The 15,362-nt window shown below is 34.4% G+C and carries 16 protein-coding genes; 8 read left to right on the top strand and 8 right to left on the bottom strand.

The features are described 5' to 3' along the window. The first annotated feature begins 41 nt into the window (after window positions 1–41). From OZP11_RS10810 to OZP11_RS10800, 3 genes are all read left to right on the top strand, one after another. The gene (locus OZP11_RS10810) at window positions 42–2,279 is read left to right on the top strand and encodes a M1 family metallopeptidase (protein ID WP_281235213.1); all 2,238 of its coding nucleotides are present in this window, start codon (window positions 42–44) and stop codon (window positions 2,277–2,279) included. Window positions 2,280–2,386: 107 nt separating this feature from the next. Beyond that, on the top strand, window positions 2,387–2,734 hold the full coding sequence (locus OZP11_RS10805) for a Sec-independent protein translocase subunit TatA/TatB (RefSeq protein WP_281235212.1): 348 nt from the start codon (window positions 2,387–2,389) through the stop codon (window positions 2,732–2,734). Window position 2,735: 1 nt separating this feature from the next. Beyond that, the gene (locus tag OZP11_RS10800; protein ID WP_281235211.1) at window positions 2,736–3,299 is read left to right on the top strand and encodes a phosphatase PAP2 family protein; all 564 of its coding nucleotides are present in this window, start codon (window positions 2,736–2,738) and stop codon (window positions 3,297–3,299) included. Window positions 3,300–3,355: 56 nt separating this feature from the next. Here OZP11_RS10800 and OZP11_RS10795 read toward each other — a convergent pair whose 3' ends face one another. From OZP11_RS10795 to OZP11_RS10765, 7 genes are all read right to left on the bottom strand, one after another. Then, entirely contained in the window at window positions 3,356–4,078 is a 723-nt protein-coding gene (locus OZP11_RS10795) for a phytanoyl-CoA dioxygenase family protein (RefSeq protein ID WP_281235210.1), read from the bottom strand. Window positions 4,079–4,132: 54 nt separating this feature from the next. Further along, window positions 4,133–4,774 carry an O-methyltransferase gene (locus OZP11_RS10790; RefSeq protein ID WP_281235209.1) on the bottom strand — a complete coding sequence of 214 codons (642 nt, stop codon included), beginning with the start codon at window positions 4,772–4,774 and terminating at the stop codon, window positions 4,133–4,135. A gap of 122 nt (window positions 4,775–4,896) precedes the next feature. Further along, window positions 4,897–5,292 (bottom strand): hypothetical protein, encoded by a 396-nt coding sequence (locus OZP11_RS10785; protein ID WP_281235208.1) that lies wholly within the window; start codon window positions 5,290–5,292, stop codon window positions 4,897–4,899. Window positions 5,293–5,512: 220 nt separating this feature from the next. After that, entirely contained in the window at window positions 5,513–6,064 is a 552-nt protein-coding gene (locus OZP11_RS10780) for a hypothetical protein (protein ID WP_281235207.1), read from the bottom strand. Between the two features lie 11 nt (window positions 6,065–6,075). Continuing rightward, entirely contained in the window at window positions 6,076–7,530 is a 1,455-nt protein-coding gene (locus OZP11_RS10775) for a hypothetical protein (protein WP_281235206.1), read from the bottom strand. Window positions 7,531–7,546: 16 nt separating this feature from the next. Then, window positions 7,547–8,113, bottom strand: coding sequence for a YceI family protein (locus OZP11_RS10770; RefSeq protein WP_281235205.1), 567 nt, complete (start codon window positions 8,111–8,113; stop codon window positions 7,547–7,549). A 458-nt stretch (window positions 8,114–8,571) separates the two neighbouring features. Further along, window positions 8,572–9,159: a YceI family protein gene (locus tag OZP11_RS10765; protein ID WP_281235204.1), complete on the bottom strand. Its 588-nt coding sequence runs from the start codon at window positions 9,157–9,159 to the stop codon at window positions 8,572–8,574. A 396-nt stretch (window positions 9,160–9,555) separates the two neighbouring features. Here OZP11_RS10765 and rlmN point away from each other — a divergent pair, with 396 nt between their 5' ends. Continuing rightward, window positions 9,556–10,599 (top strand): dual-specificity RNA methyltransferase RlmN, encoded by a 1,044-nt coding sequence (gene rlmN, locus OZP11_RS10760; protein WP_281235203.1) that lies wholly within the window; start codon window positions 9,556–9,558, stop codon window positions 10,597–10,599. 122 nt (window positions 10,600–10,721) lie between these two features. On the opposite strand, the gene OZP11_RS10755 is transcribed toward rlmN, so the two are convergent. After that, on the bottom strand, window positions 10,722–11,582 hold the full coding sequence (locus OZP11_RS10755) for a hypothetical protein (protein WP_281235202.1): 861 nt from the start codon (window positions 11,580–11,582) through the stop codon (window positions 10,722–10,724). Window positions 11,583–11,743: 161 nt separating this feature from the next. Here OZP11_RS10755 and OZP11_RS10750 point away from each other — a divergent pair, with 161 nt between their 5' ends. From OZP11_RS10750 to OZP11_RS10735, 4 genes are all read left to right on the top strand, one after another. Further along, window positions 11,744–12,721 carry a polyprenyl synthetase family protein gene (locus OZP11_RS10750; RefSeq protein ID WP_281235201.1) on the top strand — a complete coding sequence of 326 codons (978 nt, stop codon included), beginning with the start codon at window positions 11,744–11,746 and terminating at the stop codon, window positions 12,719–12,721. 198 nt (window positions 12,722–12,919) lie between these two features. Beyond that, window positions 12,920–13,480, top strand: a complete 561-nt coding sequence (locus OZP11_RS10745) for an RNA polymerase sigma factor (protein WP_281235200.1) — start codon at window positions 12,920–12,922, stop codon at window positions 13,478–13,480. Next, window positions 13,467–14,183: a hypothetical protein gene (locus OZP11_RS10740; RefSeq protein ID WP_281235199.1), complete on the top strand. Its 717-nt coding sequence runs from the start codon at window positions 13,467–13,469 to the stop codon at window positions 14,181–14,183. The genes OZP11_RS10745 and OZP11_RS10740 overlap by 14 nt, the downstream gene beginning before the upstream one ends. A gap of 55 nt (window positions 14,184–14,238) precedes the next feature. Beyond that, the gene (locus OZP11_RS10735; RefSeq protein ID WP_281235198.1) at window positions 14,239–15,267 is read left to right on the top strand and encodes a hypothetical protein; all 1,029 of its coding nucleotides are present in this window, start codon (window positions 14,239–14,241) and stop codon (window positions 15,265–15,267) included. Window positions 15,268–15,362 lie beyond the last annotated feature (95 nt).

Raw genomic sequence — 15,362 nt, 5'->3', positions numbered from 1 at the left:
TAGTATTTTCACACTCTGACTAAAATTACCATTAAAATTTTATGAAAAAGCTTTCATTATTGTTACTTTTTCCTGCAATGCTGGCTGCTCAGGAAAAAACAACAGCACCGCGCCAGCAGGGTAAATACGATACGAATAAATTCAGCCAGATGTATGATTTGCTGGCAACTCCCAATATGTTTCGTACTGCTTCGGGAGCACCGGGGCCGGCATACTATCAACAGCAGGCAGATTATAAAATTGATATTGAATTAGACGATAAAAATTCAAGATTAAGTGGTTCTGAAACCATCACGTATTCTAATAATTCTCCGGATAGTTTAGAGTACTTATGGATTCAGTTAGATCAAAATCAGGCGAGAGCAAACGGACAGACTTCTTTGGCAGAAGGAGAAAAAATAAATCAGGTATTGCCGCTCGAAGGTTTTTCGAGTAAATATCTAAAGAAAGATTTAGAGCGCGGTTTTAATATCGAGCAGGTTAAAGATGCTAAAGGGAATCCGTTGTCTTACACAATCAACGAAACCATGATGCGTATTAATCTGGTTTCGCCATTAAAACCGGGAGAGAAAATTTCATTCTCAATAAAATGGTGGTACAATATTAATAATTACCAAAAAGAAGGCGGACGTTCTGGGTATGAATTTTTCGAAAAAGACGGTAACAAATTATATGTTATTGCTCAATTCTATCCAAGAATGGCAGTTTATAATGATGTTGAAGGATGGCAGAATATGCAGTTTTGGGGAAGCGGGGAGTTTGCGCTCCCGTTTGGGAATTTTGATGTGAACATCACGGTTCCTGCAGATCATGTTGTAGATGCAACCGGAGAGCTGACAAACAGAAGTGAAGTTTTTACAGCAGAACAAGTTAAACGTTACGAACAGGCTCAAAAATCATTTGACAAACCGGTTGTGATTGTGACTCAGGCAGAAGCTGAAGCGGCTGAAAAAGGATTTTCTGAAAAGAAAAAAACATGGAAATTCAGCGCTAAAAACGTTCGAGATTTTGGTATTGCTTCATCAAGAAAATTCATTTACGATGCTATGGCCGTAAAATTGAGCAATAAAACTGTGATGGCAGAATCTGTTTATCCAAAAGAAGCCAATCCGCTTTGGGGAGAAACTTCGACAATGACAGTAGCGCATACTTTAAAAAGTTATTCTTCTCATACTTTTGATTATCCGTATCCAAAAGCAGTTTCTGTTTCGGCAGAAGATCAGGGAATGGAATATCCAATGATATGCTGGAATTATGGCCGCCCGGATGCAAACGGAGTAACAAGCAGAGAGGTTAAAAACGGAATGATAGGGGTTGTAATTCACGAGGTGGGACATAATTTCTTCCCGATGATTGTAAACTCAGATGAGCGTCAGTGGACATGGATGGACGAAGGTCTGAATTCCTTTCTGGAATATTTAGCAGAGCAGGAATTGGATCCAACTTTCCCTTCAAGACGCGGACCTGCAAAAAATATTGTTCCTTATATGAGTGGTGACCAGAAATTTTTAGAGCCTATTATGTCTAATTCTGAAACCATTCACCAATTTGGAAACAATGCGTACGGAAAACCGGCAACAGGTCTTAATATTTTAAGAGAAGTGGTAATGGGGAAAGAATTGTTTGATTATGCGTTTAAAACGTATGCAAACAGATGGAAGTTCAAGCACCCGACTCCGGAAGATTTCTTTAGAACGATGGAAGATGCTTCGGCAGTAGATCTGGACTGGTTTTTTAGAGGATGGTTTTATTCAACTGATTTTGTAGATATCGGAATTAAAGATGTAAAGCAATATTATGTTTCTGATACGCCTACGACAGATATTAAAGATATCAAAGTAAGAAAGGGAAGATTTGGATACGAAAAAGGACCTTTTGTATATCTGGTTTCCGGTGATAATGCAGAAGTGAATGCTTCTAAGAAAAAAGCCCTGAAAGTAGAAGATTTCAAACCATTGTCAGATTATGTAAATCAGACTTTTACAGCAGAGGAAAAAGCAAGCATAAAATCGCCTAAATATTTTTATGAAGTAGAATTCAATAAACCAGGGGGGATGATTATGCCTATTCTGGTTGAAATTACATATGAAGACGGTACAAAAGATAATTATCACTATCCGGCTCAGATCTGGAGAAAAGGAAATGAATCTGCGAAGAAAGTTTATGCGACTTCAAAAGCAATAAAAAGTATTCAGATCGATCCGAAATTATTAACCGCAGATATTGATGTAACCAATAATTCATGGCCAAAAGTTGAGCAAAAATCAAAATTTGACTAGAACAAACACTAAAAGACTCCTAAAAGGAGTCTTTGTTTTTTTAAGGAAATTTTAAAGTTCTAAGCTTCAAAATTTAATATCTTTGTGTCCAAACAAAAATAAAAGATATGTTCGGTATAGGAGGAGGAGAATTAGTTTTCATACTGTTTATAGTGCTAATGCTTTTTGGATCTGATAAAGTTCCGGAAATTGCCCGTACTATGGGAAAAGCTATGGCTCAGTTAAAAAATGCAACTAACGATATTAAAAGCGAAATTCAGAAAGGAGCAGAGGCTAATGGTCTTGACGCTAAATCTTTGAACAGCTTAACAGGTAATATCAATGCCGAGATTGAAAGTGCTAAATCGAATTTATTAGGTGATACTAACAATTTATTGGGCGATACTGCAACAGAGATTGATAAAGTAAAAGAAGATATTGATTCACTTTCAGGACCTATAAAACGTCAAAGATAATATGTTGGAAAAAATACAGGAATTAGATATTCGTTTATTGGTATATCTAAATGGTTTAGGTTCTGAAACTTTTGATAAATTGTGGCTGATTATTACTCAGCAGTTTTATTGGACACCTTTTTTTTTATTTCTGTTTTATCTTATCTATAAAAAAATAGGAGGAAAACAAACATTGTATCTGCTGCTTTTTGTAGCGGTTCTGATTGCTTTTACAGATCAGACCTGTAATTTGTTTAAGCACACTTTTCAGCGTTTACGTCCATGTAACAATCCGGATCTGGCATCTGTTATACGAATTGTTCAGGTTCGAAAATCATTCAGCTTTTTCTCAGGGCACGCAGCCAATACTATGGCTGTAGCAACCTTTTTATTTTTGGTTTTAAGACGTTATTTTAAATATTTAGGATTCCTGTTCTTATGGCCTTTAATTTTTGCTTACAGCCGAATTTATTTAGGATTGCATTATCCTGGTGATATTCTTGCCGGATATTTCTTTGGAGCCTTTTTCGGTTTCCTTATTTATCTGCTGTACCGCAGGTTAAAACCGCTTTATTTTCCGGGATAGTTTTTTAAAGTTACTAAGTTCTGAGGCGCTAAGTTTCTGAGTTTTTCTTTTCTTGATTAATTCTGAAGAATTGTTTTTTCGCTCCATTCTAATCCGGATGGAAGCTGTTTTTTACTGAATTCAATGTGGATAACCCTTCTGCGTTCATTATTGGTAGTTTTGTTTGATGCATGAAACAAAAGTGGTTTCATAATCATAATACCGCCTTTTTCAACTTCGCAAATGGTTTCTTTTTCATTTTTAAAATCAAAATTTTCAATTCTCACTATTCCTTTTGAATGTGAATTGTTGATTACTTTTAAAGCACCATTGTCTTTAGTTGTCTTGTCAATATGAATCCTGATGGTAAAATTGTCTTCGAGGATTTCTGCCGGAGGCTGTACGGCAAATTGATTTTGTTTTACGGTCCAGTTCTCAAAATTTTGTACGTCAGCTTTCTTGTCAACAGAAATGGTTAAGTCCTGATGATAAGCCACAAACCAGTTTGAATTTTCCGGTTTGTCAAAGTAAATAGATTTGGTTATAAAATATCCTTTCCCAAAATTCGATTCAATAATGTCCTGTACATTTTGGTTGAATATAAAAGGTAAAGTTTCGGGAACTTCTTTATGAAACTGCCTGATAGCAAATAAATCCTGAGATTTTCTAAAAGTGCTGTTTTCAGGATTGTTTCCGGTTGTTTTTTCAATCAGCGAAATGATATTCTCAATTTCACTTTCGGTAAAAACATTGTTGATTATCGAAAAACCTTCAGAATGGATTTCTTCAGTTCGCGGCATAATTAAATGTATTGATTTTTAACAGGAAAAACTTAGTATTTCAGCATCAATAAATTATAAAACTCTGCTCACTGTTAATCCATCGCGAATTGGCAGTAAAACGGTTTCGACTCTGGGATCTTCTTTTAAAAGTTTATTGTATTCTAAAAGAACTTTAGTGCTGGTGTCATTTGGATGAACCGGATCAAGGATTTTACCGCTCCATAAAACATTGTCAGATAAAATAATACCTCCTTTATTCATTTTAGGAACAATCATTTCCCAATAGTTTAAGTAGTTTTCTTTATCGGCATCAATAAAAACCAAATCAAATTTTAAATCAAGAGTCGGAATAATATCTACGGCTTCACCCAAATGCTGGAAAATCTGATTTCCCCAAGGTGAGGCGTCAAAATACTTCCTCTGAAAATCAACCAGTTCTTCTTTTATATCAATGGTATGCAATTGTCCGTTTTCCTGCATGCCTTCGCATAAACACAAAGCTGCATAGCCTGTGTAAGTGCCGATTTCAAGAATATTTACCGGACGAATCAATTTAGATAACATGCTTAATACGCGACCCTGAAAATGACCGCTGAGCATTCTGGGAAGAAGAATTTTTTGATACGTTTCTTTGTTCAGTTTTGCTAACAATTCCGGTTCGTTTTCAGAATGCTGCTCGATATAATCTTCTAATTCCTGTGATATAAAATGCATGTTGTAGTACTTCTAAAGATTGAAAAGCAAAAATACAAAATTATAATCTCGTTTATGGGAATAAAAAAACCATTCGTTGCGGCGAATGGTTTTTCAACTTTGTTTTTTTGTTTTTAATAGAATTATTTTTTCAATGCCTCATTTACATCTTTTGCTGTTTTCACAGTTCCGTCTTTGGCAGCTTTTGCAGCATTTTCTATTTTTTCGGCTCCTTTTTTAGTAGCGTCTTTAACATCATTTGCTGTTTTTTTTGCTGCGGTTTCAACGTCATCAGCTGTTTTTTTAGTGGCATCTTTTACATCCTGCACTGCATTATTTGAAGCTTCTTTTGCTTTTGCGGCAGCATTTTCGGCTTTGATTACAGCGCTGTCTTTTACTTCTTCAATGTCGGTTGTCAGAGAGTCAACTCTGTTTCCAAGAGTTAAATTGTCATCGGCAGTTTTTTCTTTTTTATCGCAAGATTGTACTGCAAATGCTAACAAAACGATAGCGGCCAGACTTAAAATTTGTTTTTTCATAAGAAATGTCTTTTTAGGTTATCAAAAAATTTAAAAGGTTATAAAGTGGAATAATAAAAATACAAATTTTAAAATTACGCGCGCTTTGTAAGATTATTTATCTTTTGACAGCAAGACAATTCTCATGCCAAATTTTTCAATTTTGAAATACCGGCTGATTTTTTTGAAGAAGAACGTGTATTTAAGACAAAGTGGTTTTTTTTAGTTTTTAGTTTTTTGTTTAGTCTTTGTACAAACTAAAATTAATTATGATATCATCTTTTACTTTGATTAATCCAGCCATTTTTACGGGCGGTTCCAGTTCGATATCGGAAAATTTTAAATTAAGTGTTCCGTGAAGTTTATCGTCTGTATTGTATAGGATAAAGTCTTTGTATTTAAGGGTTTTATCAGTAATGTAAAAGTTAAGTCTGCACTTGTAATTTTTGCCGTTTGGCTTTATATCGGTTATGGAAACAACACTGTTAGGGAATTCTTTTACCTTTACAGTACCTTGTAAATCTTTTGTCATGATTTTGTTTCCACAATCAAATTTTGACATTTTTATTTCAGTATTTAAAACATTTTTTTTAGCCGAATTGATGTATACCGTATCTGTTGTGGGAAAGGTATTTGAGCAATTGTACTTGCCAACAGTTGATAGTCCCGTAATTTCTATTTTAATTTTGTTTATTACTAAGGTTGTATCTTCTGCTAAAAAAGTGGGTTTAGCACTTCCTAAAAGAAAGAAAACTACTAAACCCGTTATTAATATTGAAAATCTCGTTTTCATTTTTTTTTATATTAGAATGCAATTGTTGCTTCAAATACTAAACCTTCAAATTTACCTCCATAAAAGTTGTTAAAATTTCCGGTAGCAGGATCTCCAACAAATTGTGAGTAATCTTTATATTGTTGATTAACATAGTTTAATTTTGCTAAAATATTTTTAGTCATAAACCAGCCAGCGCTTGCTTCAAATTTATCTACTGTAACCTTTTTAGCATCAGCATTAGATAATTTTCCAGATACTGTGTTGTATTTTCCGCCGATATAGAATTGTTCAGTTTTTCCAAATCTGTAAATAAGCTCTGATGCATATTGATTAGCAGTACGTTTGTCATCTGTACCTGCTTTATCTCCTCCTGAAGCTAATTCAAGTGTTCCGAAGAATTCAAGTCCTTTGTATTTTACAAAAGGGTTAATCATGTATGTAGTAGCCCAGTTTTTGAAACCAGGGTTGAATGTTGCCTCCGGAGTAGATGTTTTACTGAAACTAGTAGCAACATCAGTTGTGGTTTCAGAAATAACAGCACCATTAACATCAGTCTTAGTAATAGTATTTTTATAAGCGTTATTATTTAAGATACCCCAATAACCAAATCCTGATCTGTTAGCAGAATAGATGTTTGCGTTTCCAAGATTTGCATTATGGTATAAAGAACCGGTTAATCTCACTCTTAAATCGTCATTAAGCTGTTTATCGTAACCAAATTTAGCTAAGATTGAAGGGCTGTGTGTTGTATTAGTGTTTGGCCCGGCAGTGTAAAAAACTTGTTCATTACTTTGATTTAAATTACCATTTGTAACTCCTAACATGCTTACCCATCCGCTTCTGTTGTAGTAAATCTCCATACCCATTTCTGTAGTGAAAGAATACATGATGTTGTTTCCAACAAATGCATTTCGGATTGTATTACCATTATCAGAACCTCTGAAGTGAGCATCACCAAAGTTGTTCTCCATTTGTCCAATTTTAATTGTAGCGTATTTCATTACATCAGCAAGGAAGTCTTTTTTGATGAAGTCTAATTTGTCAATTTGTAAGTATCCGCCTTTTACATAAGAATCATTGTGGTGTCTTGAAGCTAAGTAGATATCTAAATTTACTCTTACTCCGTCAAACAATTGAGCACCAAGATACATATCAGCTCCAGGAAGAGTAAAATTGTTTTCAGTATTCATTAAACGATATCCGGTAATTGTTCTAACAGTAGTCCCGGCAGCTGTAGTAGTAGTTGTAGTCGTAGTACCAACAGGCTGGTCGTTAAATGAATTTGTTGCCTGAAAATCCATGTTGAAAGCACCTCCAAGGTCAATACTTAGGCCTTTAAATTCTCTATCGTCTTTTTGTACGTCGAAAACGTTGATACCATCTTTCCCTCTAGAGATCTGGTTTTGCATATTTCCGAAGCTGACCTGTGCATTGACAGCAACCGTACTAATTAATATTGCGAATAATATATATATTCTGTTCATGGCTATTGGTTTAGTATTAATTAAAATTTAAATTAAATTTGATTGTTAAGTCTTGTCCTGTTTTAATAGTTCCCAGCATTGCAGTTGGAGATTTCATTCCGAAGTCTGTAAAAGTGATTTTGTTTGACCCCTGTAAGTTTAGTCCATCTTTTGTTACAGTTGTTTTTACAGTTGTTTTGTACACTTTGCTAACCCCGGCTATTGTGTAAGTTCCTGTTAACTCCCAAGTAGTCTCGTTTACTTTTTCGGCAGATTTTAGAACGTATTTAATGTTTTTGTTTTTATCTGTTTTTAAAGTTTCGTAAGCTACTTTATCCATGCTTTTTTTCTCGCTTTTAATAGTTTCAACTAAAAGAGTAATTGACAATGCTTCGATATCAGTAAGCTTAGAATTGGCTATCGTTAAATTTGCTGTTCCTGCTCCAGATGCTGATTTCATTTCCCAGTCATGCAGTGTTGAAGTACCTGCAACTGAAAAGGTAGATTTGTTATCTAAAGTGTACGTTTTTTGTGCAACAGCAAATGAGGTAATACCTAGGAATGTAATTACAAATGCGAATAATCTAAATTTTGTGGCTTTCATTTTTGTAATGTTTTTGTTTTTAATAAAAAGTTGATAATCGGCTAATTCAATTTTTTAGTACTAAGATTGTTGTTTTAACTTGTATCAAAGGTCCTCCTATAAATCAGTTTGTTACATGATAAAAGTCATTGTTAAAATTTTATTAAATTGCTATTTATTTACTATAACGTTTTCATTTTGGGGTCAAATCGTCATTATGGCAAAAAAGACACCTGTTTTTTATCAAATTGTTATATTTCTAACTTTTTTTATTTCATTTCGTATTTATTGCCCGAAATATTGAACTTTTGATAAAAGGAGCGCGTAGGAATACTGTTAAAATTGCTGTTTTGAGAAGTATTTATTCAGGATGAAATCCAGGTTTTTAGTTTTACTGGGGATAAAACAAAAAAGGGACTTAGCAAGTCCCTCTTCAAAAAAAAAAATAAAAGCTGCACATAATCGCGCAATTGTTTTTGTTAACTTAAAGTGATGTTAAAAAATATAGTTAAATCTTTTCCGGCTTTTACAACACCAAGAGCGGCTTTTGGAGGCGCCATCTCAAAATCACCAAAAGTAATCTGATTAGAACCCTGTAAAATAAAAGCACCTTTATTAGAGGTTACTTTTACCTGAGTTACATATTCTTTGCTTACACCTGCAATAGTAAAAGTTCCGGTAAGCGACCAGGTATTGTCGTCTATCCTTTCAGCAGATTTTAATACATATCCAATGTTTTTGTTTTTTTCAGTATCCATGGCTTCATAAGCCACCTGGTCCATACTTGTTTTGTAGCTTTTTAAACTTTCGGCTAATAATGTAATGTTTAAACTGTTTATACCGGCAAGCTTAGAATCTTTAACGGTTAAGTTAGCACTGCCTGTTCCTTCTGTCGATTTCATTACCCAATCATGCACTGTAGAAGTTCCTGCTACTTCAAAAGTCGAATTGCTGCTTACAATGTAGTTTCTCTGTGCATTTGTCTGTAATGACATAGTTGTAAAAATCACTGTCAGTAAAATTGAGTTAATTGTTTTCATGGTAAGAATGTAGTAAAGGTTAATCATTAAAATAGGCAGTTTGAAAATTCGATTAGTCGGTAGAATTATCAGGCTCTATTTCCTGAAGCAAAATTACTTTGCACACTCTGGAACAGGGATGATAAAAATCATAGCGAAAGTTTTATTAAATTGTTATATATTAAAGAAAAGTCAGCGAAAAAGGCTTCGAATATTGTTTCAGGACAAGAAATAGGCGGTGTTAAGTATTTGTAAGTTAGTTTGTTATTTCTTTTTTACTGAGACTTTAAATTTGTTTGAAAAATCTGAAAAAACAGAATCCAAAGCATTTAAACAATACCCTAAGTTGAAATATTCGCGATATTTTTTTTCGATTTTTTTGGTTTTAATCTAAGAATAGAGGTAAAAAATAAAAAAAATGACAAAAGTGATTAACTTTGCAGCATGCAAATTGAGAAAAAAGACATAAGAGCCTTATCAAAAGATCAGTTACGTGATTTTTTTGTCGCAAACAACGACAAAGCATTTCGCGGTAATCAGGTTTATGAATGGCTATGGAATAAAGGGGCGCATAGTTTTGATGATATGACCAATGTTGCGAAATCAACACGGTCTATGCTTGAAGAAAATTTTGTTATCAATCATATTAAGGTAGATACCATGCAGCGCAGCAGTGACGGAACAGTGAAAAATGCCGTACGTCTGCATGATGGTTTAGTGGTAGAATCGGTTTTGATTCCTACCGAAACCAGAACAACCGCCTGCGTGTCCAGTCAGGTTGGCTGCAGTTTAGATTGTAATTTCTGTGCTACTGCCCGATTAAAGCGTATGCGAAATCTGGAACCGGGCGAAATCTACGATCAGATTCTGGCTATTGATAAGGAAAGCCGTTTATATTACAATCATCCGCTTTCGAATATTGTTTTTATGGGGATGGGCGAACCTTTAATGAACTATAATAATGTCATTAAAGCAATCGATATGATTACTTCGCCTGAAGGGTTAGGAATGTCTCCAAAACGTATTATGGTCTCAACATCGGGAATCCCGAAAATGATCAAAAAAATGGCCGATGATGATGTGAAATTCAAACTGGCTGTTTCCCTGCATTCGGCAATTGATGAAATCCGTGCGAAGATCATGCCTTTCAGCAAAAACTTTCCTTTGAAAGATTTAAGAGAAGCATTAGAATACTGGTACAGAAAAACGAAAAGTAAAATCTCATACGAGTATGTGGTATGGAAAGGAATAAACGACGATAAAGCTTCGGTTGATGCGTTGGTAAAGTTTTGCAAATATGTGCCGTGTAAAGTTAATTTAATCGAATACAATCCAATTGATGACGGTGAGTTCCAGCAGGCTTCAGAAGAATCGATTATGGCATACATAAAAGCATTGGAGAATATTGGTGTTGTGGTTAAGGTAAGACGAAGCCGAGGCAAGGATATTGATGCCGCATGCGGACAATTAGCGAATAAGGAAGCGTAAGATTTCGTAAAAATACTCCGGAGGAGGAGTGTTCCGGAGGAACATTGAATCCTAACAAAAAAGCATTAAAAACAAGGGTGAAATCTTGTTATTAATGCTTTTTTTTCGGGCAAAAAGGGACTCTATTTTTTTAGGTCTATTTCTTCCGTTACGCCGTCTTTGGTTACAGAAGCCAGAGTGTCGCAATCTCCATTGCCATAATCAATAATAGCCGAAGCTCCGTTTTTAGTTATCGATACAACACCTTTTACAGCAAAAGATTTTCGGCATGAAGCTTTAAATTCTAAAGGTGTCGTAATGTTTGCAGCGAAAGTATCTCCGTTAGGTAAAGTTGTAGAACCGCTTCCGGTAACCACAAATACATTATCTTCCCAATTAAACCAGGTATCATAACCTGCAGTCATTTCTTTTACAAGAGAACCTTTTCTTGAGTACACACTCCCGTCGTCAAAAGTAATGGTCAGATCAATTGCAGCAGTCGAAACTGGATGTTCTTCTGCTAATAAATCAGTCGCTTTTACTGTTCTTTCGATGCTTTTACTTCCCTGCAGTTTTTTACCATTATGATAAAACCCTTCAAAAGTATAACTGATGGTTTGAGTAGAAGCCGAAAAGTCATTGGCGAAAGAAACCATCATTTTTCCTTTTACTGTATTTCCGTTATCAAGTGTACAGCCGTCAACACCAAAATCTATTGTTTTGGTAAAAGTATTATTGGTTAAAACAGTTGTAATAACAGCGCAGCTTGGTAAAAAGTGTTTTACAGGTCCTGAATGTTTGCTGTTTATGTTTAATTGTGAATTAAATTGGTCTTCGGCGATATTTGTAACATCATCTATTGAAGCATCTATCTTAGCATTTGCAATTATCTCATCATTAGTAATTACTTTACTAGTTTCATCATTTGTGCTTTCATCAGAATTACAGCTTGTAAAAAATGATAAAGCGATGCACGTTCCCATTAATAAAAATTTTGTTTTCATAATAAATAGTTTTTTTGGTTTTACTTTTAATTATTGAATTCAAATTAGTATTAGATTGAGGTGTTTTTGGATGGATTTTTTTAATTAGTATTGAAATTGTTGATATACTAACATAAAATAGACAACGTTTTTTTATTTAAAATAGTATATTTGGAATCGAAATGAATATTACTTCACAAATAAAACAGCCCATTATTGCCGAGATGGAACTTTTTGAAAAAAAGTTCCATGAATCGATGACCTCTAAGGTTGCATTACTGAACAGGATTACCTATTATATTGTAAACCGTAAAGGAAAACAAATGCGTCCGATGTTTGTATTTCTTACGGCCAAAATGGTTTCCGGCGGTACTGTAAACGAGAGGACCTATCGTGGCGCTTCGGTAATCGAATTAATTCATACAGCAACTTTGGTACACGACGATGTGGTAGATGACAGTAATCGCCGCCGCGGATTCTTCTCTATCAATGCGCTCTGGAAAAATAAGATTGCCGTTTTAGTTGGAGATTATTTACTTTCAAAAGGATTGCTTTTATCGATTGATAATGGCGATTTTGACCTTTTAAGAATCATTTCGGTAGCCGTTCGCGAAATGAGCGAAGGCGAATTACTTCAAATAGAAAAAGCCCGCCGACTTGATATTACCGAAGATGTATACTACGAAATCATCAGAAAGAAAACAGCAACGCTTATTGCCGCTTGTTGCGCGCTTGGTGCGAAAGCCGTAATCGAAGATGATACGCAGGTAGAAAACATGCGTAAATTTGGAGAACTTATCGGAATGGCTTTCCAGATCAAAGACGATTTATTCGATTACAGTGATGAAGCAATTGGTAAACCAACCGGAATCGATATTAAAGAGCAAAAAATGACTCTGCCTTTAATTCACGTTTTAAATACTTGTACTCCGCAAGAAAAAAAGTGGCTCATAAACTCCATTAAAAACCACAACAAAGATAAAAAACGCGTAAAAGAAGTTATTGCCTTTGTAAAAAACAACAATGGTCTGGCTTACGCCGAAAACAAAATGGTCGAATTCCAGCAGGAAGCCCTTTCTCTTTTAGAGAATTACCCGGATTCTGATTTCAAGGCAGCGCTTACCTTAATGGTAAATTATGTTATTGAGAGAAAGAAATAATTTCTTTAATTAAATAATTAGAAAATTTGTTAATTAGGTAATTGATTTACTTTGTTGTAAATCAGTTATGTATTTCTGTGTTTTGAAGTTTGGAATTAAAAAAAATGGATTTTTTTTAAGTTCATGCAACCATTTCGAATCGACAATCGTCTATGCTGATAGAAGTCTGTTTCTAAAACCAAAACCGAACGCTTATTAATGAAAATTATTCAGTTACATCAGGAAGAAACCAAAATCATAAAGCTGGCTGTCGAGAACAATCGTCAGGCGCAGCAGCAGATTTATGGTAAGTATTCTTCGAAAATGTTAAGCGTATGCCGTCAATATATAAAGGACATTCAGCTGGCAGAAGATGTAATGATAACCGCTTTCATGAAAGTATTTACCAATCTGAGCAAATTTGAACACAAAGGAAGTTTTGAAGGCTGGATCCGCCGAATTATGGTAAACGAATGCATTTCGTATTTAAGAGTTCAGAAGAAAGTACAATTTACTGAAGATGAATTTTTTTCAGAAGAAAGCTTTAATGAAATCGACAGTCAGTTTACTGTAGAACAGATTCAATATTTAATTGATGCCTTGCCTGACGGATACAAAATGGTTTTCAATTTATATGCAATAGAAGGATACAAACATAATGAAATTGCCAGGATGTTAGGAATTAATGAAGGAACATCGAAATCGCAGTTATCGCACGCCAGAAAGATGCTGCAAACACAAATTACTATTTTAAAAAAACAAGAGAATGGAACCGAATAATTTTGAAAAGGATTTCCGTGAAAAACTAAATCAGCGAGAAATTGAGCCCAGCAGCAGAGCCTGGGATCGATTGGATGCTATGCTGAGTGTTGCCGAAGAAAAGAAACCAAAGAAAAACAGAAAATGGCTGTATATCGCAGCAAGTTTCATAGGTTTTCTGTTGGCAGGAACTTTCTTTTTTAATCAAAAAGAAAATACAATCGAATCACCTGAAAATGTTGTGACAGAAAAAGAAATCAGAAAAGATTCTGTTGAAAAAACAATTAGAAATATTGCTGATTCAGTAAAAACTCAAATCGCGGTTTCAGAAAATTCTTCAAAAGAAACTTCAAATAAAAAAGAAAATCAGAACCAGATCTCAAATAAAACCATTCAAAATAAATCCAATTCAATAGCGGAGTCTTCAGTCATCATCAAAAACAATCCCGAAAATCAATCAACAACCAATCAGCCGGTAATTACCGAAAATCCAAAAAAAGAAAACACCGATCAATTATTAGAAACTGCCGAGAATAAAGTTATCGCCGAAAATTCAATGAAGACCAAAAAAGCCAGAGTAAGAATAAATGCAGCCGATTTACTAAATCAGGTCGATGGCGAATTGGAACTTTCTTTTAGAGAAAAAGTCATTACAAAAGTGAACAAAAATCTTCAGGAGGTTAAAGTGGCTTTGTCCAACAGAAATCAGGAAGAAAAGAAATAACAATTCGCAAATTTTAAAAATCATCATCAATCAACAATCAATTAAAAAATCAATCATGAAAAACTTTACCATTTATCTCGTAATCCTCGTTTTCTTATTTGTCAGTAAGGTTTTAGGACAGGAAACTTTCGAATCAAGGGCGAAAGGAATAGCCAATAAAATCGAAAAAATAACCAAAGAAGAAAAAGCAGCTTTAAAAGAAGAAATAGAAGTTATAAACGTTCAGTTGTCTGAAGGGAAAATTACTCAGGAACAGGCAGACAAACGCAAAAAAGAGCTTGCAGAGGCCAGGGCGGTAATTATAGAAGAAAAAGTGACTTTGGCACAAAACGAACTTAATGATCTTGTACAGCAAAAAGTTGACGGTAAAATTAAGGAAGATTCCTCTCGTGTTTATATGATTCGTTTTAATCATAAAAGACGCGATAAAGATTCTATACACGGCGAGAAAAGGACCACTTCGCAGTTTGTTTTTGCCATGGGGCTAAACAATATGATGGCTGACGGAAAACTGCAGGATTCCAACTATAGTTTTATAGGTTCGCATTTCTACGAATGGGGTTTTACCTATAATTCAAGATTAATGAAAAACGACAATCTGCTTCATGCCAAGTACGGACTTTCGTTAATGTACAACAATATCCGTCCCACAGAAAACAGAAGTTTTGTTGTAAACGGCGATCAGACCAATCTGGAAGTAAATCCCATTCATTTAAACGAATCCCGCTTTAGAAATGTATATCTGGTGCTTCCTGTGCATTTAGAATTTGATTTTACAAAACCGCAGGAAAACAACGGAAAAAGATATTTCAAAACCCATAAAAGTTTTCGTTTTGGAGTGGGAGGTTATGCCGGAATCAACTTAAAATCGAAACAGATTTTAAAATTTGAAGAAGAAGATTTGAAATACAAAACCACCATAAAAGGCGATTACAATGTAAATAACTTTATATACGGTTTGAGTTCCTATATAGGTTACAGAGAGTTGAGTTTGTATTTTAAATACGATTTGAATCCATTGTTTCAGGATAATTTAATCAAAGAAAACAATGTTTCATTAGGATTACGTCTTGATATAAATTGAGAATAAAGTTTAAGTTTAGTTAGTAGAAAAAGTGCTTCGAAAGGAGTACTTTTTTTTGTAAATTAAGATTTGATTTGTGTACTTTTACAGGCTCT

The sequence above is a fragment of the Flavobacterium gelatinilyticum genome, assembly GCF_027111295.1.
Lineage (GTDB): Bacteria > Bacteroidota > Bacteroidia > Flavobacteriales > Flavobacteriaceae > Flavobacterium > Flavobacterium gelatinilyticum.
Note: the sequence above shows the minus strand (reverse complement) of the source record. Positions and strands in the feature narration are given on the sequence as shown.